The organism is Halolamina sediminis (assembly GCF_001282785.1).
In the GTDB taxonomy this organism is placed as follows: domain Archaea; phylum Halobacteriota; class Halobacteria; order Halobacteriales; family Haloferacaceae; genus Halolamina; species Halolamina sediminis.
The window spans coordinates 1,037,830-1,060,267 of record NZ_CVUA01000001.1 but is presented as its reverse complement, the minus strand read 5'-3'; the positions used below and the strand labels follow the sequence as shown (position 1 = coordinate 1,060,267).

The 22,438-nt window shown below is 69.9% G+C and carries 25 protein-coding genes and 1 tRNA gene; 10 read left to right on the top strand and 16 right to left on the bottom strand.

The window, feature by feature from the left end:
- Positions 1–34: 34 nt before the first annotated feature.
- Genes BN1959_RS05420 through BN1959_RS05410 form a run of 3 tightly spaced genes read right to left on the bottom strand, consistent with a single transcriptional unit; the run spans position 35 to position 1,745 of the window.
- Positions 35–262: an H/ACA ribonucleoprotein complex subunit GAR1 gene (locus tag BN1959_RS05420; protein WP_053947676.1), complete on the bottom strand. Its 228-nt coding sequence runs from the start codon at positions 260–262 to the stop codon at positions 35–37.
- A complete protein-coding gene (gene srp19, locus BN1959_RS05415) occupies positions 262–540 on the bottom strand; it encodes a signal recognition particle subunit SRP19 (protein ID WP_053947675.1) in 279 nt (92 codons plus the stop codon). Before srp19 ends, BN1959_RS05420 begins: the two co-directional genes overlap by 1 nt.
- A gap of 44 nt (positions 541–584) precedes the next feature.
- Positions 585–1,745: a PGF-CTERM-anchored ABC transporter substrate-binding protein gene (locus BN1959_RS05410; protein ID WP_053947674.1), complete on the bottom strand. Its 1,161-nt coding sequence runs from the start codon at positions 1,743–1,745 to the stop codon at positions 585–587.
- Between the two features lie 60 nt (positions 1,746–1,805).
- Here BN1959_RS05410 and btuC point away from each other — a divergent pair, with 60 nt between their 5' ends.
- The 4 genes from btuC to BN1959_RS05390 all read left to right on the top strand — a co-directional run bounded on the left by btuC (position 1,806) and on the right by BN1959_RS05390 (position 5,358).
- Positions 1,806–2,879: a vitamin B12 ABC transporter permease BtuC gene (gene btuC, locus BN1959_RS05405; protein WP_053947673.1), complete on the top strand. Its 1,074-nt coding sequence runs from the start codon at positions 1,806–1,808 to the stop codon at positions 2,877–2,879.
- Positions 2,876–4,180, top strand: coding sequence for an ATP-binding cassette domain-containing protein (locus BN1959_RS05400; protein ID WP_154018222.1), 1,305 nt, complete (start codon positions 2,876–2,878; stop codon positions 4,178–4,180). Before btuC ends, BN1959_RS05400 begins: the two co-directional genes overlap by 4 nt.
- 47 nt (positions 4,181–4,227) lie before the next feature.
- Entirely contained in the window at positions 4,228–5,229 is a 1,002-nt protein-coding gene (locus BN1959_RS05395; protein ID WP_053947672.1) for a class I SAM-dependent methyltransferase, read from the top strand.
- A 56-nt stretch (positions 5,230–5,285) separates the two neighbouring features.
- Positions 5,286–5,358: transfer RNA gene (locus tag BN1959_RS05390), tRNA-Thr, on the top strand.
- A gap of 239 nt (positions 5,359–5,597) precedes the next feature.
- Here the strand turns inward: BN1959_RS05390 and BN1959_RS05385 are convergent.
- The 4 genes from BN1959_RS05385 to BN1959_RS05370 all read right to left on the bottom strand — a co-directional run bounded on the left by BN1959_RS05385 (position 5,598) and on the right by BN1959_RS05370 (position 9,709).
- On the bottom strand, positions 5,598–6,191 hold the full coding sequence (locus tag BN1959_RS05385) for a hypothetical protein (RefSeq protein WP_053947671.1): 594 nt from the start codon (positions 6,189–6,191) through the stop codon (positions 5,598–5,600).
- A gap of 30 nt (positions 6,192–6,221) precedes the next feature.
- A complete protein-coding gene (locus BN1959_RS05380) occupies positions 6,222–7,898 on the bottom strand; it encodes a cbb3-type cytochrome c oxidase subunit I (protein ID WP_053949325.1) in 1,677 nt (558 codons plus the stop codon).
- An 80-nt stretch (positions 7,899–7,978) separates the two neighbouring features.
- Complete coding sequence (locus BN1959_RS05375) at positions 7,979–8,500, bottom strand: cytochrome c oxidase subunit II (protein ID WP_053947670.1); 522 nt, start codon at positions 8,498–8,500, stop codon at positions 7,979–7,981.
- 3 nt (positions 8,501–8,503) lie between these two features.
- Positions 8,504–9,709, bottom strand: coding sequence for a halocyanin domain-containing protein (locus BN1959_RS05370; RefSeq protein ID WP_053947669.1), 1,206 nt, complete (start codon positions 9,707–9,709; stop codon positions 8,504–8,506).
- 99 nt (positions 9,710–9,808) lie between these two features.
- Between BN1959_RS05370 and BN1959_RS05365 the strand changes: the two genes are divergently transcribed.
- From BN1959_RS05365 to BN1959_RS05350, 4 genes are read left to right on the top strand one after another with little or no spacing between them, the layout of a single operon-like run.
- Positions 9,809–10,003 (top strand): hypothetical protein, encoded by a 195-nt coding sequence (locus BN1959_RS05365; RefSeq protein ID WP_053947668.1) that lies wholly within the window; start codon positions 9,809–9,811, stop codon positions 10,001–10,003.
- A gap of 3 nt (positions 10,004–10,006) precedes the next feature.
- Positions 10,007–10,777 carry a sulfite exporter TauE/SafE family protein gene (locus BN1959_RS05360; protein ID WP_053947667.1) on the top strand — a complete coding sequence of 257 codons (771 nt, stop codon included), beginning with the start codon at positions 10,007–10,009 and terminating at the stop codon, positions 10,775–10,777.
- The gene (locus BN1959_RS05355) at positions 10,774–13,224 is read left to right on the top strand and encodes a heavy metal translocating P-type ATPase (protein WP_053947666.1); all 2,451 of its coding nucleotides are present in this window, start codon (positions 10,774–10,776) and stop codon (positions 13,222–13,224) included. Before BN1959_RS05360 ends, BN1959_RS05355 begins: the two co-directional genes overlap by 4 nt.
- Positions 13,221–13,904: a DUF7546 family protein gene (locus tag BN1959_RS05350; RefSeq protein WP_053947665.1), complete on the top strand. Its 684-nt coding sequence runs from the start codon at positions 13,221–13,223 to the stop codon at positions 13,902–13,904. The genes BN1959_RS05355 and BN1959_RS05350 overlap by 4 nt, the downstream gene beginning before the upstream one ends.
- On the opposite strand, the gene BN1959_RS05345 is transcribed toward BN1959_RS05350, so the two are convergent.
- Positions 13,889–14,170 (bottom strand): DUF7526 family protein, encoded by a 282-nt coding sequence (locus BN1959_RS05345; protein ID WP_053947664.1) that lies wholly within the window; start codon positions 14,168–14,170, stop codon positions 13,889–13,891. The two genes, BN1959_RS05350 and BN1959_RS05345, sit on opposite strands and share 16 nt — an antisense overlap.
- A 48-nt stretch (positions 14,171–14,218) precedes the next feature.
- The gene (locus BN1959_RS05340) at positions 14,219–15,400 is read right to left on the bottom strand and encodes an ABC transporter permease (RefSeq protein WP_053947663.1); all 1,182 of its coding nucleotides are present in this window, start codon (positions 15,398–15,400) and stop codon (positions 14,219–14,221) included.
- Between the two features lie 134 nt (positions 15,401–15,534).
- Between BN1959_RS05340 and BN1959_RS05335 the strand changes: the two genes are divergently transcribed.
- A complete protein-coding gene (locus BN1959_RS05335) occupies positions 15,535–16,515 on the top strand; it encodes an ABC transporter permease subunit (protein ID WP_053947662.1) in 981 nt (326 codons plus the stop codon).
- Positions 16,516–16,712: 197 nt separating this feature from the next.
- Here the strand turns inward: BN1959_RS05335 and BN1959_RS05330 are convergent, their stop codons facing one another.
- The gene (locus tag BN1959_RS05330; RefSeq protein ID WP_053947661.1) at positions 16,713–17,780 is read right to left on the bottom strand and encodes a PrsW family intramembrane metalloprotease; all 1,068 of its coding nucleotides are present in this window, start codon (positions 17,778–17,780) and stop codon (positions 16,713–16,715) included.
- A 96-nt stretch (positions 17,781–17,876) separates the two neighbouring features.
- Here BN1959_RS05330 and dph5 point away from each other — a divergent pair, with 96 nt between their 5' ends.
- The gene (gene dph5, locus BN1959_RS05325) at positions 17,877–18,680 is read left to right on the top strand and encodes a diphthine synthase (protein WP_053947660.1); all 804 of its coding nucleotides are present in this window, start codon (positions 17,877–17,879) and stop codon (positions 18,678–18,680) included.
- A gap of 3 nt (positions 18,681–18,683) precedes the next feature.
- Here the strand turns inward: dph5 and artA are convergent, their stop codons facing one another.
- From artA to BN1959_RS05300, 6 genes are all read right to left on the bottom strand, one after another.
- A complete protein-coding gene (gene artA / locus BN1959_RS05320) occupies positions 18,684–19,712 on the bottom strand; it encodes an archaeosortase A (RefSeq protein WP_053947659.1) in 1,029 nt (342 codons plus the stop codon).
- A 151-nt stretch (positions 19,713–19,863) separates the two neighbouring features.
- Positions 19,864–20,145, bottom strand: a complete 282-nt coding sequence (locus BN1959_RS05315; RefSeq protein WP_053947658.1) for a PGF-CTERM sorting domain-containing protein — start codon at positions 20,143–20,145, stop codon at positions 19,864–19,866.
- Between the two features lie 21 nt (positions 20,146–20,166).
- A complete protein-coding gene (locus BN1959_RS15395) occupies positions 20,167–20,274 on the bottom strand; it encodes a hypothetical protein (RefSeq protein ID WP_321164386.1) in 108 nt (35 codons plus the stop codon).
- Entirely contained in the window at positions 20,271–20,567 is a 297-nt protein-coding gene (locus BN1959_RS05310; protein ID WP_053947657.1) for a hypothetical protein, read from the bottom strand. The genes BN1959_RS15395 and BN1959_RS05310 overlap by 4 nt, the downstream gene beginning before the upstream one ends.
- Before the next feature lie 184 nt (positions 20,568–20,751).
- Positions 20,752–21,192, bottom strand: a complete 441-nt coding sequence (locus BN1959_RS05305) for a DUF7342 family protein (protein ID WP_202594644.1) — start codon at positions 21,190–21,192, stop codon at positions 20,752–20,754.
- Between the two features lie 55 nt (positions 21,193–21,247).
- Complete coding sequence (locus BN1959_RS05300) at positions 21,248–22,000, bottom strand: VOC family protein (RefSeq protein WP_053947656.1); 753 nt, start codon at positions 21,998–22,000, stop codon at positions 21,248–21,250.
- Positions 22,001–22,438 lie beyond the last annotated feature (438 nt).

Sequence of the window (22,438 nt, the reverse complement as noted above, 5' to 3'; positions counted from 1 at the left end):
CGGGGAGCGGTTTGGCCGTTGTGGTCCCGGGGCGTCAGCGCGCGTAGAGCTTCTGGCCGACCAGCGCGGCGAGCCCCGAGCGATCGTTCGGCGTGACCGCGACGTAGGGCTTGTCCACGGGGCCGAACACGTCGACGACGCGCCCGACCGTGTCGAGGCTCTCGTCGACGACCGTGCGGCCGATTGGGGGGTGGTCGGCGTCCGGACAGCGCGCGATCGCGAGCCCCTGTGCGGTCCGGGCGACCGTGCCGACTCGCTCCATCAGTCCCGCAGGATCGCGACGTACGCCGCGATCGCCTGCACGAGGTCGTTCTTCGTGGCGTCCTCGGCGCCCTGAACGAGCACGCGGCCGCGCTGCTCGTACTCCCGGGGGTAGCTCTTGTCCCGCTCGATGACGGCGTCGTAGCCGACCTGCTGGACCGCCTTCGCGATCTCGTCGACCGACGGGTCTTCGACCGCCTCGTCCTCGGGGACGCGCCGCCCCTCCGACCGGCTGTAGTCCGCGTCGAGGTACGCGGGGTAGACGACGTTCTCGATCATGCGAGAGAAGAGACCGTCGGCGGGGAAAGCGGTTTTGGTGGCGCTCAGTCGCGGCGGCCGAGCAGCGCCGCACCCGCGCCGAGGGCGGCCACGGCGGCACCCGCGCCGAAGCCGGGGCCGGAGGTCTCCGTCGTGTCAGCCGACATCGTCGTCTCGGTCGCCGTCGCGGTCTCGGACATCGCGACCGTCTCGGTCGGCGTCGGAGTCGCCGTCGCGACGTTCACGTCGCCCCGTGCGGTCCACTCAGCGCTCGCAACCGCGTCGGGGTGGAACCCCTCGGTGAGGTTCCGGGTGGCGTACACCACCGAGCGCGGGGCGGGCTGGTTGAGGTAGTTCGCGTTCACGACCACGCTGGCGTTGTTCTGGCCCGCGGTCGTCAGCGAGAACGGCTCCTGTCCGATGTAGCTGGCCATCCACGGCTGGAACACGATGATCTCGGGATCGAGTTCGACGATCACCTCGTCGGACGCCTCGGAGTAGCCGCTGCCGTACCGCTCGGCGGCGACGTTCTCGCCGCCCGCGGCGGTCACCATCGCGTCGATGAACGTCTCGTTGCCGACGACGAAGCCGCCGCCGAGCGGGACGAGTACGCGCGGTCGGTCACTGTCGGCGGTGACCTCCCTCGCGGTGTCGACGTTCGCGTTCATCCAGGCGTTGGTCTCGGCGGCCCCCTGACAGTTGCCGGTGAGCCGGCCGATGAGCGCGGTCTTGTCCGCCACGTCCTCGATGGAGGTGGCCGACTCGAACTTGTACACCGTCATCCCCGCGTCACGCAGCGCGGCCACGGTGTCGTTGCTCACGACGTTGGCCGCGAGCACCAGGTCAGCCTCGGTCCCGACGACCGCCTCGGTGCTGTAGCCGAACCCGGCCGCGGAGACGTTCGTCCGGCTGTCGGCGCCCGCGAGGTACTGGGCGTTCTGGCCGAGTCCGACGACCTGCTCCTTGCCGCCGATCTCCCACATCGTCTGAGCGGCGCTCGGCCCCAGCGTGGTGACGGTCTCGGGCGCCTCCTCGATCGTCACTTCGGTCCCCGTCGCGTCGGTCGATGAGAGCGGGTAGGAGCAGTCGGGGACCGACTGCTGGACCGCGGCGTTGTCGACGCTCGCGTGGGCCGTCGGCGCGTCCACTGCTCCGACGGCGCCCGCCGGGGCGACACCAGCGAGAAGCGTACACAGTACGATCAACAGCGTTGTTCGCGTTCGCATCGCCTCCCACTCGCGCCTAGTGCAACAAGTATTTGTCTAACGCAACTCAGCTTTGAGTACATGGGCGTCGCGAGGCGCGCGATCGGCTGGTCGGCCGCGTTAGCCGCCGCACTCGGCGCAACCGTCGTTCTCAGCGCGGGGATCGGCCCGGTCGCGGTCCCCGCCGAGGCGGTCGTCAAAGCTGTGCTCGAGGCGGTCGCGGTGCCGAGCCTCGTGGGGGGTGAGCTCGGCTGGCGGCGCCCCTTCGAGTTCTCGCTGCGGGAGTCCAACCGGGCAATCGTGATGCGGATCCGCCTACCACGAATCCTGCTGGGTGCGCTGGTCGGCTTCGCGCTCTCGGCGGCCGGGACGGTGATGCAGGGGTTCTTCCGAAACCCGATGGCCGACCCCTCGATCATCGGCGTCTCCTCGGGCGCGGCGGTCGGCGCCGTCGCCTCTATCGTCGTCCCGGCACTGATCCCGTTCGGGTTGGGGCTGGAGCCGGCGGCCTTCGCCGGCGCGCTGATCACCGCCTTCGGCGTGTACGCCATCGCGACCGAGAACGGGCAGACCCCGGTCGCGACGCTCCTTTTGGCCGGGGTGGCGATCCAGACGTTCCTCGGCGCAGTCACCTCCTTCCTCCTGCTGCACTCCGGGGAGAGCATGGAGCAGGTGGTGTACTGGCTGATGGGCCACCTCGACAACGCCGGCTGGGGGGATTTCGTCCCCGTGGCGGGCGTGCCGGTGTTGCCGGTGTTCGTCTGCTGCTGTTTCCTCCTCCTGCTGGCCTACGCGCGTGACCTGAACGTCATGCTGCTGGGCGAGGAGGAGGCCGCCGGCCTCGGGGTCGAGGTCGAGCGAACCAAGCGCCTCCTCCTCGCGGTGTCGGCGGTGATGACCGGCGCCGGCGTCGCCGTCTCCGGGGTGATCGGCTTCGTCGGCCTGATCGTCCCCCACGTGATGCGGCTCGTCGTCGGCCCGGACCACCGCATCCTCCTGCCGACGGCCGCGCTCGCGGGGTCGGCGTTCCTCGTGGCGGCCGACACGGTCGCCCGGAGCGGCGCTCAGGAGCTCCCGGTGGGGATCGTGACGGCCGCGGTCGGCGCCCCCTTCTTCCTGTTCCTGCTGCGCAAACGGAGGGTTCACGAGCTATGAGTCGAGCACACCCGACCGACGACGAGGCACCGATCGACGGCGACGTCGCGACCGACGGACCAGTGCTGTCGATCGCCGATCTCTCGGTCACGCTCGGGGAGACGGACGTGCTCGCGGGTGTGAGCCTCGACGTGGAACGGGGAGAGCTCGTGGGGCTCGTGGGGCCCAACGGCGCAGGGAAGACGACGCTCCTTCGGGCGGCCCGCGGGTCGCTCTCCCCTGATTCGGGCCGCGTCCGGGTCGCGGGCGAGGCCGTCGACGGACTCTCGGCGAAAGCCGTCGGCCGCCGGGTCGCGACCGTCCCGCAGGACACCTCCATCTCCTTCTCGTTCGACGTCAGGGAGATCGTCGAGATGGGGCGAACGCCCCATGTCCCGCGGTTCGGCTCGATGGACGAGGCCGACCACGCGGCCGTCGAGCGCGCGATGGAGCGGACCGAGATCGCCGAGTTCGCGGACCGCCCGGTGACCGATGTCTCCGGCGGCGAGCGCTCGCGCGTGCTGCTGGCCCGCGCACTCGCCCAGGACACCCCGCTGCTCCTGCTCGACGAGCCGACAGCCAGCCTCGACCCGAACCACCGTCTCCGGACGTTCGAGACCGTCTCGGCGCTGGTCGACGAGGGGAAAGCTGCGATCGCGGCGATCCACGATCTCGACACCGCGGCGCGGTACTGCGACCGGATCGTCGTGGTCGCCGACGGCGGGATCGTCGCCGACGGGGCGCCGGAATCGGTGCTGACCGGATCGACGATCGGCGACGCGTTCGACGTGGACGCGGTCGTGACGACCGACCCCGTGACCCAGCGCCCCCGCGTGACGGCGCTGCCCGACGATCTCGAGGCCGGCGACGGCCCGGACATCCCGCCGGTCGAGCGCGTCCACGTGATCGCCGGCGGGGGCCGTGCCGGCCCCCTGCTGACGCGGCTCGACCGCGCCGGCGTGGAAACGACCGTCGGTCCGGTGCCCGCGGGCGACAGGGACGCGGACGTGGCGGACGCGCTGGGGATCGAGACCGTCGAGTTCGACTCCTTCGGCGAGATCGACGCGAGGACGCTCGATCGGACCGCGGAGTACGCGACGGTCGCCGACGCCGTGATCGTCGCGGACGTCGACCTCACCGACGGGCTCGTCCCCGTGCTCGATCGGATCGGCGAGCTGTCGACGCCGGTGTACGCCGTCGAGGAGCGCTCGCTGGCCGAGCGAACGGTCTCGCAGGCTGCCGCCGAAAGCTACCGGCGCCTCCGCGGCGGCGAGGCCGGCGTGGCGGGATCGGCGCCGGAGCTGCTGGAGAGCCTGACCTGAGCGGGGTTGATCGCTACCCTTACTCGGGTCCGGCGCCGAACCCCGGTATGGAGCGGCCCTGCGTCGCCGTCGCCCGCGAGGACGGCGAGGCGACACGACAGCGTCTCGCCGAGGCGGATCTCGTCGATCAGGAGTACGGTATCGAACACTCCGACGGCGACCTGTTCATCCCCGTCACGGACCCCGATTCGGTCCCCGCGGATCTGCCCGTCGTAAGCCACGACGTGCCCGCGCGCACCCCCCAGCGCACGCCCGCGGACCTGCTTGGGTTCGAGCCGACGTACGAGCGGCTGGGCGACGTGGTGCTCGTCGACGAGGACGACCCCGAGCGCGCCGAGGAGATCACGGAGGCGATCGTCGAGTCGGACATCCCGGTCCGGAGCGTGCTCAACCGCGACTCGAAAGTCAAGGGCGAGACCCGCGTCCGGGACTGGGTGGTGCTGGCCGACGAGGGCGAACAGCGCCCGCCGACGGAGACAGTCCACCGCGAGTACGGCCACGAGTTCGCCGTCGACGTGGCCGAAGTGTACTTCTCTCCCCGGCTCGCGACCGAGCGCCACCGGGTCGTCGAGCAGGTCGAGCCCGGCGAGCACGCGCTGGACATGTTCGCCGGCGTGGGCCCGTACGCGATCCCGATGGCCGACGCGGGCGCGGAGGTCGTGGCCTGCGACCTCAACCCCGACGCGATCGCGTACCTCGAGGAGAACGCCGAGCGCAACGGCGTCGCCGACCGGATCACGACCCACGTCGGCGACGTGCGGGAACTGACCGAAGAGTACGAGAACTGGGCCGACCGGCTGGTGATGAACCTCCCGCACACCGCCGCGGAGTTCGCCGACACGGCGGTCGCGTTCGCCGGCGAGTCGTGCGTGGTCCACCTCTACGACATCCAGCACGAGGACGCCCCCTTCGAGCGCGGGCGGTCGGCGCTGGAGGAAGCGGCCGGCGACGAGTACGAGGTGACGACGCTGGAAGAGCGCGTCGTGCGGTCGTACGCGCCCCACGAACTGAACGTCTGCCTCGACACGCGGCTCGACCGGATCGACTGACTGCGCCGGGTTTCGGAACCCTTATGTCTGCGTTGCCGGTACGTGGGGATGGACGCGCCGGGGTAGCTCAGCTGGCAGAGCGATTCCTTCGTAAGGAATAGGTCGAGGGTTCAAATCCCTCCTCCGGCTCTTCTGACGGAGCGAAGCGGAGTCGAAGAGCCCCGAGAGGGATTTGAACTAGACCGGACGAGCGAAGCGAGTCCGGGCGTAGTTCACAATCCCTCCTCCGGCTTTTCTGCTGCGAACAACGTGAGCAGCGAAAGCCGTACGTGGGATTTGAATCAGGGAGTGAAGCGAACGAAGTGAGCGGAACGATCGTGGTTGAAATCCCTCTTCCGCCGGGCAGATAGTCGACCCGAAACGATTCCTCAACCAACGACGACGGGCTGCTCCACCAGCACGAACCCCTCGAACACCGTCTCGCCGCCCCGAACTGCCGTCACCTCGACGGCGCCGGGCATCGCGCTGTCGGGGATCGACCACGCGGCGGTGACCACCCCCGACTCGCCGGGGTCGATGCTGCCCGTGCTCGACACGCCGTCGACGCGCTCCCCGTCGCGGAGCCGGAGGCGTTGGGTCCGGAGTTCGACCGGCTCCTCGGTCGTGTTCTCCACCTCGGCGCCGAAGACGTACGTCCGACCGCCCTCGGTCTGCCGGACCTCGGAGGTCGTGATCGTCTCCGTCGCCGCCGTCTCCGGGAGCAGTTCGTCGTCGACGCCGACCGCGTCCGGGCGGTCCGTCTCCGTCGCCGCGGCCGTCGGCGTGGGGTCGTCCCCGCCGCCGAGCAGCTCGTCGTTGATGATGTTACCGAACGTGAGCACCTCGACGACGACCGGGACGCCGAACGCGAGCACGGCGATCCAGCGGATCAGTCGACGGCGATCGATCTCGTCGTCCTCCGGCGGGGCGTCGTCCGCCGGCGTATCGGCTTTTGGGTCAGTGGGTGTGTCGGCGTCAGTCATGAGTCAGTCGAAGAGTGGGAGGGCGCTGCGCTACGCCGGGATCGGAAGGCTACCGGGCCAGAGGAGCCCGTCGGCGACCATGTCGTACAGCGGGATGCCGTAGGCCAGCAACACCAGCGCGACCGCGATGGCCGTCCAGAGCTTGAGGTTGTCGAGCACCTGCGGCGACTCCTCGGGGCCCGAGAGCGGTTCGGGGATCGAGCCGCTGACCCGCAGTTGGCTGTTGGGCTTGCCCAGCGCCCACGTCCCGAACATCACCGCGAGGAACATCACCGCCCCGAGGAACAGGAGCGTGCCGCCAATCGCGATCTGGACCCGCATCTCGCCGACCGTCCCGACGACGGCGTCGAAGCTCACCTGCTCGTACTGCGGTTCGGCGGTGCGCCGGGGGATGCCCGCGAGCCCGCCGCGGTGCATGGCGTTCGACATCAGCACCATGCCGACGAACCAGACGAACGGCTGGATCGACGCCAGCCCGCGGAACTGGAGCCGCTTGCCGGTGAGCTGGGGGACCAGCCAGTAGGAGATCGCCATCAGCGTCAGCGCGTAGGCGGTCCCCACGGTGAGGTGGAAGTGACCCGGCACCCAGATCGTGTTGTGGATGAGGTAGTTGATGTTCATCCCGGCGTTGATCATCCCGGAGAAGCCGCCGGCGGCGAACATGATCCCCGCGAGCGCGATGCCGGAGAACTCCGGCCGTTCCCACGGGAGATCCTTGAGCCACGCGAGGCGGCCGCCCGCGCCCTGCTGGCGCGCGCCGTGTTCCATGCTCGCGACGACGGTGAACAGCGTCAGTAACGATGGCAACAGCAGGAAGAACGTGTTCGTCATCGCCACCAACTTGTAGCCGGATGCGATCCCGGGGTCGGTGTACTGGTGGTGGAACCCGACCGGCGTCGACAGCAGCAGGAACAGGATGAACGTTACCCGTGCGAGCGGGTCACTGAACAGCCGGCCGCCCGCGAGCTTCGGCAGGACGGTGTACCAGACCACGTACGCCGGCAGCAGCCAGAAGTACACCACCGGGTGGCCGAAGTACCAGAACAGCGTCCGGGTCAGCAGCGGGTCGACCTGGCTGATCAGCCCCAGCGACCACGGGATCAGGAAGACGACGACCTCGATCGCCACTCCCAGCGAGGAGAGGTACCACATCAGCATCGTCGTCATCACCATAAAGGACTGCAGCGGGATCCGGCTGTCCGGGTTCGACTCGCGCCACTCGCGGTACTGCAGGAACCAGTCCAGCCCCGCGCCCCACGAGCCGACGATCAGCAGCGCCGCGCCGATGTAGAACAGCGGATGCGCCTCGAGCGGCGCGTAGAACGTGTACAGCACGTCCGCGCTGGCGGGGATCCAGTCGAACAGCCCCGCGAGGATCGTCGCGGCGGCGAGCACGGTGCCGATCGTCATCGTCCACAGCCAGCCCTGCGTCAGCCGCTTGTTCGTGGGGGAGACACCCAAACTCCGGGTGTTCGCCCAGTGGAACAGCCCGGCGATCCCGAACGTGGTGAACACCAGCGCCAGCAGCACGCCGTGACCGGTCAGGATCGTGTAGTAGTCCGACGACGGGATGATCCGCAGCGTGTTCGTGCGGTGCAGCGCCTGGATCAGCCCGAACAGCGCGCCGACGCCGAACGACGCGAACGCGATCCACAGGCAGATCCGTGCGGTCCGGGCGGCCTCGGGGAACCGGTCGACGAACGCCAGCTTGCGCCGCGTGCCGTCGTCGGTCTCCACGTACTCCTGCTCGGTCTCGAACCCCGTCTCGCTGCCGTGTTCAGTAGCCATTAGCTGTCACCTCCGTCGAACTCCGACTGCTCCACGACGACCACTTGGCCCTCCATCGTGTGGTGGCCGCTGCCACAGTACTCGTGACAGACGATGCCGTGCTCCCCGGGCTCGTCGAACGTGACGGTGAACTCCGCGATCTGCCCGGGGATCACCATCGAGTTCACGTTCGTCCCGGCGAGGTTGAACCCGTGTGTCACGTCGGGCGTGGTGACGTGGAACGTCACGGGCTCGCCCGCGGGCACGCGGATCGGCTCCGAGCTGCCGGGCTGGAACAGGTACTGCCGGGCGACGACGTACACGTTCACGCCGTCGTCGCTGTCGTACACGCCCGGCTCCCGGAAGTTATCCACCTGCTCGTAGTTCCCGTCGGCGATGACCGACGGTTCGACCGTCCCGCCGCTGTCGTCGACCATCGCGACGCCGGGGCCGACCGCGCCGTAGATGATGGTCCCGATGAACGCGACGATCAGGACGAGCGATGCGCCGAACCAGAGTTTCTCGAATCGATGTACGTGCATGAATCACCCAGTGATCGTCGGTCCGCCAATGAACTCGACGAAGTACATGAACACCCACAACAGCGCGATCAGGACGAAGTAGCCCGCGACCAGCGCCGCCGTCCCGACCGGATCGTACTCCTCGCCGATCTCCTCGACGGGCTCGGTGTCGGCGGCCTCGGTCGACTGCTCGCCGACGTACGCCTGCTCGGACTTGGAGTGCTCGCGGTAGGCCGCGTACGACTCCGCGCCGAGCACCATTGTCACCGCGAGCCCGCCGCCGGCGCCGAACAGCAGCGCCAGCCAGCCAACGAAGTCCGAGGGCATCGGGATCGAGAAGCCGCCGCCCGCGGCCTCGCCGTCGCCCTCGCCGCCGTCACCGCCGTCGCCGCCGCCACCGCTGACGTTGCCGACGACGATCGCCGCCTTCATCCCGAGGGACTCGTGGGGGACACAGACGTACTCGTAGACGCCCTCCTCCTCGAAGGTGTGGCTGAACGTGTACCCCGCCTCCGAGGAGAGCTCCGACTCGAAGGAGCCGTCCTCGGCGACGACGTTGTGCGACCCGCCACGGCCGGTCCACTCCCAGACGACCGTCGTCCCGGGGTCGATACGAACCGCCGGCGGGCCGAACCCGTACGGTTGGCCGCCGTTGTCGACGCCCACCTCGACAGTCACCTCCGAGTTACCGCGCTCGTCGACGGTCTCGTCGTAGTTGGGGACGTCGCTGAACCAGTCGCCGTAGTCCGGCTCGGAGACGCCGCCACCGCCGGCGCCGACGACGACCGCTCCCTTCATCCCGAGGGACTCGTGGGGGACACAGACGTACTTGAACGTCCCCTCGCTCTCGAAGGTGTGGCTGAACGTGTATCCCTCCTCCGAGGAGAGCTCCGACTCGAAGGAGCCGTCCTCGGCGACGACGTTGTGCGAGCCGCCCCGGCCGGTCCACTCCCAGACGACCGTCGTCCCGGGATCGACTCGGACTGCCGGCGGGCCGAACCCGTACGGCTGTCCCCCGTTATCGACGCCCACTTCGACGGTTACCTCCGACTGGCCGGTCCGGTCGACGACGCCGTCGTAGTTGCTCACGCCGTCGAACCAGCCGTCGAACGACGACTGGGCCGCCGCGGGGCCGGCCGCGCCGAGCAGCGCGCCGGTCGCGACCGCCCCTCCGGCGGCGAGGAGCCGTCGCCGTGTCGGCCGTGGCTGTCTATCCGCGTTCGGTGCCATGGGAGCGCCTTGTTCCCCGATTGATTAACCCACCCCGCCAGTTCCCAGACGGTAGGAATCGGCGGAGGTGCCTACGTAAATGAGACCGAACGAGGGTGTATGTCCGTATCCGCACGAGGGTTGGCCGCCATCGGGCTCGCAGCGCTCGTCCCGGTGTGGCTGTACGCCTTACAGATCAACGGTGGGGTCACTGTCGCACTGGCGTCGACCACCTGCGTGTTGCTGATCGTCGGCGGCCTCTACCTGATGTTCGGTCCGCACGAGGAGGGGGAGTCCGCCGTCGGCAGCGTCTGAGCCATGTTCGGACTCGGCGCCGGCGTCGAGCTCGGAGCGTTCCTGCTCGTCGGGCTGCTCGGCGGCGCCCACTGTCTGGGCATGTGTGGGCCGCTCGTGACCGCGTACGCCGGGGACGCCGGCAGCCCACAGGGCCGAGTGACGCTCCGTGACGTACGCCAGCAGGGGCTCCTGACGGCCGGCCGCGTGGGCACGTACGCGCTGGTGGGCGCGGCCCTCGGCGCGCTCGGGGGCGCGACCGTCGCCGGCGGCAGCCTGTTCGCCGGCGTCGACGTGGTCCGCGGGCTGTTCGGCGTCGTCGCCGGGACGCTCGTTCTCGTCGTCGGCGCAGGCTACCTCCGCGGCCGGCCGATCGATCCCGGCCGAGTGCCGATCCCCGGCGTCTCGGGGCTGTTCGAGCGGCTCTCCACGGTTGCTGTCGAGCGAGCGCGGACGTGGGCCGAGGGGCCGCGGATCGCGCTGCTAGGTTCGATCCACGCGCTGCTGCCGTGTCCGCTGCTGTATCCGGCGTACCTCTACGCGTTCGCCCGCGGCTCGCCGGTCGCCGGCGCGCTCGCACTGGGCACGCTGGGCGTCGGCACCGCGCCGGCGATGATCGGCTCGGCCACGGTGCTCGGCGCGGTGTCGCCGTCGGCCCGGTCGCAGCTCCACCGCGCGCTCGGCGGCGCGTTCCTGCTACTCGGCCTGCTCCCGCTGCTGCACGGGCTCGGCCTCCTCGGCGTCCCGGTGCCACAGATCCACCTGCCCCACTACGCGGAGGTGCCGACGCCGTGAGCGCGACCAACGACTGTACGCTCTGTGGGCTCGATACGCCCGACCCGCCGTTGACCGGCGACGACGTGGACGGGACGTTCTGCTGCCGTGGCTGTCTGGAAGTCGCGCGGAGCCTCGACGACCCGGCGGCGGCAGACGCCGCCGACGCCCGCGAGGCGGTTCGTGGGTCCGAAACGTCAGCCCCCGACGACGCCGAGACCGCGTACCTGCAGGTGGACGGGATGCACTGCGCCAGCTGTGAGGCGTTCCTCGAACGTCGCGCGACCGCCGACGACGGCGTCGCCGCGGCGGACGCGAACTTCCCGGCCGAGGCGATGCGGGTCCACTACGACCCAGACGCGACCGACCCCGAGTCAGTCGCGGAGACGGTCTCCGGCGTCGGCTACGCGGCCGCGCCGTCGACAGCGGAGCGCCGCGACGACGACGGAACGGTCGGCCGCCTGCTCGTCGGCGGCTTCTTCGGCATGATGGCGATGCTGTGGTACGTCCTGTTCCTCTACCCCGTCTACTTCGGGCTGCCGCCGGATGCGCTGCTGTTCGACCTGAGCGACGGCGCCGGCCGGTTCCTGCTCGGCAACGTCTGGCTCTCGGCGACGGTCGTGCTCGCGTACACCGGCGCGCCGCTGCTCCGCGGGGCGTACGTCGCCATCCGAACCCGGCAGCCCAACATGGACCTGCTCGTCTCGCTAGCGGCGGCGACCGCCTACCTCTACAGCGGACTCGCGGTGCTCACTGGGCGGATCGAGGTGTACTTCGATGTGACGATCGTCGTCGTGCTCGCGGTCACGGTCGGGAGCTACTACGAGGAGCGGATCAAGCAGCGCGCGGTCGGCGAGCTCGCAGACCTCACCCGCGATCGCGTCTCGGAGGCCCGGCTGCGGACCGGCGACGGAAGCGAGACGGTCCCGGTCGAAGCCGTCGAGGGCGGCGACGAGTTGGTCGTCCGCTCCGGCGAGCGCGTCCCCGTCGACGGCGAGGTGATCGAGGGGACCGCCGCGGTCGATGAGTCGCTCGTGACCGGCGAGTCGCTCCCGGTGCGGCGCGGTCGCGGCGACGAGGTCCGCGGCGGGACGGTCGTCTCCGACGGCCGGCTCGTCGTTCGGGCCGCCGACGGCGCGGAACGCACGCTCGACCGCGTGGTCTCGCTGCTCTGGGACGTCCGCGGCGAGGGCACGCCCCAGCGACTGGCCGACGCGCTCGCGACGATCTTCGTTCCCGCGGTGCTCGTGCTGGGCGCGCTCGCGTTCGTGGTCCACCTGCTGCTCGGCGCCAGCGTGACCGCGGCGCTCCTGACCGGGCTGACGGTGCTCGTGGTCTCCTGTCCCTGTGCGCTGGGGCTCGCGACGCCGCTGGCGATCGCGGCCGGCACGCGCTCGCTGCTGGAGGACGGCGTCGTCCTGACCGACGGGAGCGCCGTCGAGACGGCCACCGACGTCGACACCGTCGCGCTCGACAAGACCGGCACGCTCACGACCGGCGAGATGGCGCTGCTGGATCTCGAAAGCGCCGACGGAACCGACCGGGAGACGCTGCTCGGCCGCGCGGCCGCCGTCGAGGCGCGCTCGGACCACCCCGTCGCCGAGGCGGTCGTCGCCGCCGCGGACGAGGCCAACACCGAGACGGGGCCGGACTCGACCGTCGCGGCGTACGAGACCCACCCCGGTCACGGCGTCTCGGGCCGTGTCGGGGCCGGGCCGCAGGTGACCGTCGGCGACGAATCGCTGTTCGCGGACGCGACGATCCCCGACGAGCTCCGCGATCGCTACGCCGAGGGCGAGGAGTCGGGCCATCTCGCGGCGTACGTCGGCTGGGCGGGCGCGGTTCGCGGCGTGCTCGTCGCCGGCGACGACCCCCGGCCCGGCTGGCGCGAGGCGGTCGAAGAGTTGAGCGAGGACCGCCGGGTGGTCGTCCTCACTGGCGACGAGGGGGCCGCGGCCGACCGCTTCCGCGAAGTGCCGGGAATCGACGAGGTGTACGCCGGGCTCCCGCCCGCCGGGAAGACCGAGACGGTCCGGCGGCTCGGGAACGAAGGAACCGTCGCGATGGTCGGCGACGGCAGTAACGACGCGCCGGCGCTCGCGGCGGCCGACCTCGGAATCGCGGTCGCTTCCGGCACCGAACTCGCCGCCGACGCCGCCGATGCGGTGCTGGTGGGTCGGGATCTCGGCGCCGTCGATCGCGCGCTCGACACCCTCACGGCGACACGCCGGCGGGTTCGGGAGAACCTCGCGTGGGCGTTCTGTTACAACGCGGTCGCGGTGCCCGCCGCGGCGCTGGGAGTCATCACGCCGCTGATCGCCGCGGTCGCGATGGCGGCGTCGAGTCTACTCGTCGTCGCGAACACGACGCGCTCGCTCGGGCCGAACGGAGAGGACGACCCGGAGCCGGCGACGGCGGGCGGCGATCGTCGGCGGGCTGCAGTCGCCGATGGGGGTGAGCGCGAGTGAGCCGCGTCGCGACCGCACGCTCGTGGTCGATCCCCGCGCCGGCCCGGACCGCGGTGCTCGCACTCGGCGTCCAGTCCGCGCTCGCGCTGGCGTACCTCCTCGCGACCGACGCGGGGCTGGCGGCGCCGACGATGCTCGCGATACCGTTCGTCTGGCTCACTGTCGCCGTGGTCGCAGTCCGACACGCGGACCGCCCGACGGTTGGTCGGCCGGGGCGGTGGATCGCCGCCGCCGTCGGTGCCGCCTACGTGCTCGGGCTCGCGTGGCTGATCGGCGCCGTCGGGCCCGCGATGGGGCCGGCGACGGGCGTCGATCTCGTGTTGCTTCCGCCCGGGTGGGGGCCCGTACTGCGCTTCAGCGGCGTCGGGGTCGCGTTCACGCTCGTCCCCTACCGCGCGGCCGGCGTGCTCGCGCTCGGCTACCTGGTGTCGCTGTCGGTCCGGAACGTCGTCGAGGAGGGGCTCTCCGCGGGGGTCGGCGGGCTGGTCGCAGTCGGCTCCTGTGCGGGCTGTGCGCTGCCGCTAGTCACGAGCCTCGCGGGGGCGCTGACCGGCGCGGGGCTGAGCGTCGGCGCAGCGCCGACCGTCGGCGGCGGGACGTACGTTCTCGGGACGGCGGCGTACGTGCTCGCGGCGTGGCTGCTCGCCGCCCGGCCGCTCCGTCGCTACACGACGCGGTAGACGCCGTCGATCGACGTCTCCTCGACGGTCACGTCGACGGTCTCGCCCTCTCGGATACGTTCCTCGACGAGCAGCGTCACCGGCTCGATCGGTTTCCGGCGGAGCATCGCCCACGCGAGCTCGAAGATCGACGGGTGGCCGCCGCGCCGGCAGACGACGACGTGGCGATCCCCCGCCAGCGACTCGAGTTCGGGGTCGAGATCGTGCTCGCCGAACTCCTCGGGCGCGACGGCGTGGATGGCTTCGGCCTCGATCCGTTCGGTCATGGGTGAACGACGGGCCGGAGCGGAAAGGCCGTGTCGGAGGGGCGGCGCCTACCCACCGCGGGGCTCCAACGCCTCGACCATCGCGTCGCCGAGGACGTTGAACGCGAACACTGTCAGCGACAGCAGCAGTAGCGGGAGCCCCGCGAGCCACCACGCCGAGGGGAGCCCGACCGTGAACAGGGAGTTGTAGATCTGCTGTCCCCACGAGAAGTTGCTGGGGTCGCCGAGCGTCGAGGCGCCTTGCATCACCGGGATCTGGATGAACGACACCGTCGCCTCGATCAGGACGAACAGCGGGATCTGCAGCGCCACGTTCGAGAGCACGGCCGGCAGCAGGTTCGGCAGTAGATGCCGGCTCAGCAGCCGTCGCTCCCCGACGCCGCCGATGCGGGCAGCTTGTGCGTACTGCTCGTTCTCACGGACTCTGAGCTCGTCGCGCACTAGACGGGCCAGCCCGCCCCAGCTGACCAGCCCGAGCACGCCGATCAGGAGTCGGAGCCGCCCCTCGACGATCCAGTAGAACAGCACGAGGTAGATCAGGATCGCGGGGACCGACTGGAGGGACTCGGCCAGCCACATCAGCGCCGCCTCGACACGACCGCCGATCGTGGCCGCCGCGACGCCGACCCCGACGCCCGCGGGGACGATCAGCGCCGCGGCGCCGAAGGCGACGCTCAGGCTCGTCCGCGTCCCCAGCACCAGCAACACGAGCAGGTCCTTCCCGCCGATGGCGGTCGTGCCGAGGGGGAACCGCCAGGAGCCCTGACAGCGGCCGTCGACGACGGGCCCGTAACAGTTCGGGACGAACACGGTGTCGATGCTGCCCCAGACGGGCGGCTGAGCGGAGTAGAGGATCCGTACCTCGGGCTCACTCACCAGGAACGGGCCGAACACCCCGACAGCGACGAACGCAGTCAAAAAGCCCAGACACGCGACTGCGAGAGGCTCGGTCCGGAACTGCCCCCAGTAGTGTGCGACCTGCTCCGGCGCCCCGACCAGCGCCGCCAGCCCGATCGAACCGAACATGTAGAGGCCCAACACGAGCAGCCAGTCGAGGCCCGTCATCACGACCGGGAGGTCGGCGACGTAGTCGTAACAGAACAGCGCGAGCAGGGCGACGGCGCTGGCCGGGAGCCAGCGCGGGACCGCCGGCGTCGCGTGCTCGGCGTCGAACTCGTTCCAGTCGACCGTGGCGAAACGCCCGGCGTCAGGGGGGGAGGGCTCACTCATAGCGGGGGGGACAGCCCCAACAGTGGTGAGCAAGAACTAATAGTTTGTGACAACGTGGCACTACTCGTCCATGCGACGGTCCACCCTCCACCCGACTGTGACGCCCTCCAACCGACGACGGCCGCCCGGCGCCGATGCGTAGCCCTCTAGCCGCGCTTGCCCGCCGGCTCGGCCGGCTCGGGCTGACGCTGTGGCTCGTGTTCAGCGGCGTGTTCGTCGCGCTCGCGTACGTGCCGAACCCGCACAAGCTCAGGGCGGCCTACGCGCCGCGGCTGTTCGCCGGGCTCTATCGACAGCCCCGGTTCGCGGCCCAGAACGAGCCGCTGCTGGCCCAGTACGGCGACTGGCTCCTCCGAGTCCTCACGCTCGATCTCGGGCAGCTCGGGTTCGGCGGGCGGACCGTGGTCGTCCGGGAGCTCGTCGTCGAGGCGGTTACGGTCACGCTGATCTACCTCGTCCCGGCGTTGGCGGTCGCGATCGTCCTCGGAACGCTGATCCAGCTGTTGGCCGTCGCCGTCGAGCGCGGCGACGCGAGCGCGAAGACCAAGCTGCTCGGCGCGGCCGCGATCTCGGTGCCGGTGTTCCTGGTCGCGTACGTGCTGCAGGTGTATCTCCCGGTGCTCGTGATCGACGCCTCCGGCGAGATCGTCGACATGGGGTACGACGAGGCGGTGAGCCCGTTCTCGCCGGTGAACCTCCGGGCGGCGATCTGGCCGGGCGTGACGATGGGGCTGTACCTGTTCGCGATCCAACTCCGGGTCGCCGGCACGGATCTGGAGCAGTACGCGAACGAGCCGTTCGTCAAGACCGCCCGCGCGAAAGGCGTCGGGCTGCTCGGGATCTGCCGGCACGTGTTCCCCCACTCCGCCGCGCGCCTGCTGACGCTGCTGTCCTCCGAGATGCTCGGTGTCGTGCTCGTGGGGCTGTACGCGGTCGAGTGGGTCACCGAGACGCCCGGGTTCGGCACGCTGACGATCGACGCCGCGGGGAGCCGGGCACCCGGACTGATCTTCGCCGTGGTGTTGCTTCCGGTGCTGGCAGTCACAGTCGTCAACGCCCTACAGGACGTGTACTACTCGGTGATCGACCCGCGTGTGGAGGGGGACGGAAGTTAGCGCCCCGCAGCTCCGGCGCACCGACCATCGCGTCGCCGTCGACGTTGACCGCGGACACGATGAGGAACAGGACGACTGCCGAGGCGGGCCACCGCCACGCCGGGACGCCGACCGTGAACGGGGAGGTCGGTCCGCTCGGCCCACGAACGTCGTCGGATCGCCGATCGTCAGCTACTGCACGCGGGATCCGTGGGTAGTCAGCGTTCGCTGTCGTTCGTCGTCTCCGGCTCGGTGTCGTCCCCGGTTTCGGGGGCGTCCCAGACGGGGCCGTCGTCGGAGCCGTCCGCTTCGATCGTCGCGTCGTCGCGCCGTTCGGACTCGCCGTCGACCGTGCTCGCGTAGCTGTCCCGGTAGCGTGCCAGCTTCCGGTAGAGCAGGTAGAAGAAGATCCCGTCGTAGACGATCACGAAGCCGAGGTAGCCCAGCAGGGAGAGCCCACCCAGCGGCGCGACGGTGACGATACTGTTGTACAGCGCGTGGATGAGGGCGGCGATCAGCAGCCCCTTGACGACGATCGGCCCGCGGTTCTCGGGGTTGAACTTCGCGAGTCCGAGGTAGTAGCCCGCCCACGCCGAGTAGATCACGTGCCCCGGCCCGGCCAGCGCCCGCGAGGTGGCGGTGCCGAGGGCGGCGCCGATCGCCTGCGTGGCGCCGGACTGCTGGGCTCTGACGAACCCCTGCACGACGTACAGCGTGTTCTCGATCGTCGCGAACCCGAGACCGGCGACGGCGCCGTACACCGCGCCGTCGATGACGGCGTCGAACTCAGAGCGCTCGTAGGCGTACAGCCGGACTGCGAGCCACTTCACGAGCTCCTCGCCGGGGCCGACGATCAGGAAGAAGTACAGCACCAGCCCCCAGACGCCGACCGAGCGGAACAGTCCGCCGAGGGCGGTGTTGATCGTCGCCGCGAAGCTGGCGAACAGTACCGAGAGCACGAACGTCGCCGCGAGCGTCCCCAGGGGCTCCTTCTGGGCCACGTCCTGTCGCCAAACGAACGCCACCAGCGCGAACGCCGGTACCGCCGACAGCAGCGCGACGATCCCCAGCGCGGGGTTCCGACTCGCGAGCCAGACGACCCCACCCACCTGTCCGAGGAAGACCAGCGCCGCGAACAGGACGAGTAGTGCGCGTGCGTTGCCCGCGAGCACGCCGTGGACCGCCACCGCGGCCCGATCGACGGCGCTCCGTGGCTCCCACGTCGCCACGTCGTACAGGTCGCGGTCGTCGGCAGCGGACTCCTCGACCGGATCCGTTTCGGACATGACTGCCCCTGTGAGCCGAACCAAGGTAGTCCTTGCCGCCGTCTCACTCCCGACCCCGATGGACACCGATTTGGGCCGGGGCCGCCGACTCCCCCCATGCTCACGTTCATCGGGCTGGGGCTCTACGACGAGCGCTCGATCACGGTCGAGGGGCGGGAGGCGCTTGCCGCCGCCGACCGCGCGTTCGCGGAGTTCTACACCAGCCGCCTCGTCGGCACGACGGTCGAAGAACTGGCGGCGTACCACGACACCGAGATCGAGCTCCGGGACCGCGCCGGCGTCGAGCGCGACCCCGAGCCCATCCTCGACGCCGCCGAAGCGGAGGACGTCGCTTTCCTCACCGCGGGGGACACGATGATCTCGACCACGCACGTGGACCTCCGGCTGCGCGCCCACGAGCGCGGGATCGAGACGCGCGTGATCCACGGCGTCTCCGCCCAGTCGGCCGCGGCGGGGCTGACGGGACTGCAGAACTACCGCTTCGGGAAGGCCACGACGCTGCCGTTCCCGAGCGCCCACGGCGGCGGCGACGTGCCCGACAGCGTGATCGAGACGATCGAGGCCAACCGGGAACGGGACCTCCACACGCTCGTCTATCTGGACATCAAGGTCGACGACCCCACGGCCGACGCAGCAGGGTTGAGCGAGGACGAGCGGTTCATGACCGGCGACCGCGCCGCCGAACTGCTCGCCGAAAACTGGGCCGACGAGCTCGCGGTCGTCGTCGCCCGGGCTGGCAGCCCCGAGCCGGTCGTGGCGGCCGACCGACTGTCGGCGCTGGCCGACCGGGAGTTCGGCGGCCCGCTCCACCTGCTCGTGGTGCCAGCGGAACCGCATCATCTGGAGGCGGAGGCGCTGGCGTCGCTGGCGGGTGCGCCGGAAGACCTCGTCGGGGAGTAGCCGTCAGTCGCCGCTTTCGGGTATCTGGGTCCGGGCCCGACTCCGCGGGAGGTCGAGCGTCTCGGCGAGGTCATACTCGTCGCCGGTCACCATGAACAGCACGTCCTCGATGATCGTCAGGATCTCGGGGAGCTCCCGGACCACGAGGTAGGTGACGCCCACCAGCGCGACCACCGCGAGCAGCTGGCTGATGATGCGGTCGGAGACGTACCACGAGACGCGGTAGGGGTCCGAGCCGCCGAACATCGTCAACACGAGGTTCGGGAAGATCTGGAGCAGCTGCTCGCCGAACGCGATGCCGATGAACGTCGTCCGGACGAGGTTCAGCCCGTAGATGATCGGGACGGCGACGCTCAGCGCGCGGAGCTTGCGGCGCAGCGGCGCGCGAACGGCAGTGATCAGCCCCGCGAAGATCGCGATGCTCCCCAGCCCCGTACACGCGAGCACGACGGAGAACTGGAGGAGCTGCCCGTCGCTCGCGACGAACTCGTAGGTGTTCTGGTACCCCTGCGGCCCCGGAATGAGTTCGGGGTTCGAGCCGAAGAGGCTCATCATGAACCCTGTCTGGGCGGCGACGATCTCGATCAGCACCTGCCGCGGCGCGGGGATGCGCAGCCCGCCGACGGTCATGGCGGGGATCGTCTCGAAGGGGAGATAGATCAGCCCCATGATCGCCGTCGAGCGCGAGAGCAGGAACAGCGTGTCCCGGCCCGCCCAGAGCAGGTAGCCCGCGTAGAGGCAGGCGGGCACGGCGACGAGCGCGAGCACGCCCTCGACGTAGCTCTTGTGGACGAACGCGAAGTGGGGGAACAGCAGCAGCCAGAACAGCGCGAACAGCCCCCACGCCGACGCCGAGACGGTTCGGGCGGTGTCGAGCTGGTCGCCGACGGCGTCCAGCGTCCCGCCGTCGTTCTCTCGTCGTGTGAGGATCTCGAGCGCCGCGCCGAGGGCGAACGCGCCAATGACGATCCACGCCAGCACGTCGGTGACGTCGAGGAGCCACGGCGGAACGGCGCCCGCGATACCGGCCATATCGGGAGAAGACGACGCGCGGGTAAATCCCTTACCGTTGTGCATCTGCCGCGCGACAGCGCTGTCGCTAGCGGGTGTAGCGTTCGAAAGAAGTGAAAACGGAAGGACCGGCGTGAGCCGGTAGTCAGTTACTGGGAGTCGCGAGAGTCAGTTACTCTCGGCGACCGGCCAGCAGCGCGGCGGCGAGCAGGGCGACCAGCGCGACAGCGACGCCGAAGCCGGGCGTCGTGGTCGTGGTGGTCTCCGTGTCAGGCTCCTCGGTCTCCGTGTCCGGAGCTTCCGTGTCCGTGTCCGGAGCCTCGGTGGCCGTAGCCGTCGCGGTTGCCGTCTCAGTTTCCGGCTGCTCGGTTGCCGTCGCAGTCGCGGTCGGCGTCTCCTCGGAGACGCTCTCGACGACCTCACCGTCGGCCGAGTCGAAGTAGTCCGAAGTCACGGTGAACGTGTCACCGGCGGACTACTCGGAGAGGTCGACCGGGACGTTCCAGGTACCGTCGTCCTGGACGGTCGCAGTCGGGTTGTTGTAGAACCGCGGCGAGGTGTCGCCCGTGCTCTGGACGGTCACGGTGAACTCCGTGCCCGGCCGAGCTTGGACGTGCCCGTGATCGTCTGGTCCGAAGAGGCCGTGACGTTCACCGGCGTCTCATCAAGGGATGTCGTGCCTGTGATAATCTCGGACGTGGAGTTCACGGACTGGTGGTCCTCAGCGTCCGGACCAACGGGTTTGGTGTCATCGAACCTGAAAGTTGCGGTGTACTCATCGCCTGGTGCGGCGGACACCTGGCTTCCGCTGCGGTCGAACACGGCGTCTCCCGTATTGACTGCGATGTAGTAGATCTCCTTCTCGGCGTCAGCCACGAGCTGGATCGCGCTACTCGGCGTAGCGGTGAGGTTCAGCGTCTTGGGCTGACGGTTCGAGAGCGTGGACTCCTCGGTCTGCGTGACAGAGAGGTTTGGGCCGTCACCGAGCGCGGCGTTGAAGCCACCCTCGACAGCGACCAGACTGCCAAGACCGCTGGCGGAGGCTTCGTGAACGACCCAGTCACCTGCCCCGATGGTGGTGCTGAGTCAGCGTCGCACTGTCGAGGACTATGTCGGCGTCGGCAGCGCGCTCCCGGAGCACCGCCGGGGAGTCCGCCTCGTACTCCCCACGCCACTCGGCCACTCGCTCCTGCAACTCCGCCTTCAGCTGTACGAGCCCGTCGTGGTCGTGCTCGTCGAGCAGTTCACGGACCGGTCCTGCGCGCGCGTGGAGCAGGTCGGGCGCGTACGTCGTGGTTCCGTCGCGCTCCCCACGCAGTAGCACGTTCATCTCCACGAGTCGATCGAGGTGGTCGCGCGCCGTGTTCTCCGCGACGGCAGCGTCGTCGGCGATCTCCGCGGCAGTCTTCGGCCCGGACGCGGACGCTGCGACGGACCGAACTCGGTCGAAGGCGGTGGTGTGTTCTTTCCACGCCTCGACCCCTGGGGCGCTCTCGCTCATGGCTCGCAATCCGAGCCGTAGATCAATAAAGATTCCTCGAAAGCGAATAGTTGCGCTATTCGGTCACCAGTTCCACTTCGTGGCCGTCGAACGTCTTCGTGAAGGCGTAGTTGTAGTCACACGACTCCGGATCGCGGTAGTCCTCCGCCTCGCGAGTCCGGAGCGTCTCCCAGAACCCTTCCAGATCGTCACACGCGACCGCGAGGTGGCCCCACGCGTCGCCGAGGTCGTAGGAGCGCCCGTCGTAGTTGTACGTGAGCTCCACGGTCATGGCCTCCTCGGCGGCGTCCTCGGGTGCGAGGAAGTAGTTCGCGAACGTGTCGGCCTCCCAGCGCCCCGCCGGCTCGTACCCCATCTTCCGGGTCCACCAGCCGATCGAGGCGTCGGCGTCCTCGACGCGGATCATCGTGTGGTCGAGGCTCCACCGGGCGCCGTGATCGCGCTCGACGATCTCGATCTCGTGGCCGTCGGGATCTTTGACGAACGCGTAGCCGGGGTTCTCCGCCGGCGGGCGGTAGTCCTCGACGCCCTCGTCCATCAGCTCGTCGTACGCCGCCTCGACGTCCTCGACGCGGACGGCGATGTGGCCCCACGCGTCGCCCATCTCGTAGGAGCGCCCGTCGTGGTTGTACGTGAGCTCCAGCAGCGCGCCGTCGTCGTGGACGTCCTCGGGGCCGAGGAAGACGTTCGTGAACGTGTCCGCCTCCCACCGGCCCTTCTCCTCGTAGTCGAGGTGGGTCGTGTACCAGTCGAGCGACTCGTCGAGGTCCTCGACCCGCATCATGACGTGGTCCAGTTCGTGACTCATGTGGACGGGAGTGAGTTCGTGGGAGCGAAAAGCGTACCGAAGGCGGTGATGGATTGCGGCGTCGTGATTAGTCTTCCACGCGTGAGCGTGCGCGATGACGGCAAGAGACGCGCGTTGAAGTCGAGACAGACAGCCCGACCGCGAACGGCACAAGAGACTGTGTTGAAGTCGAGACAGACAGCCCGACCGCGAACGGCACAAGAGACGCGCGTTGAAGTCGAGACAGACAGCCCGACCGCGAACGGCACCGCGGAGTGAGCTAGACCACTTGTGACCGCACCGCCCCGTACAGCCCACAAGCCTCCCCAACCGATTCGCTCGGCCTGCCGGCCTCGCTCATCCCTCGCGCTGAACTCGCACACGGAGGTGCGAGCGTCTCGCGCCACTGCCGGCTGCGGGGCGGTGGATGCCTCGCCGGCGCCGCCGGTCGGCGCCGGC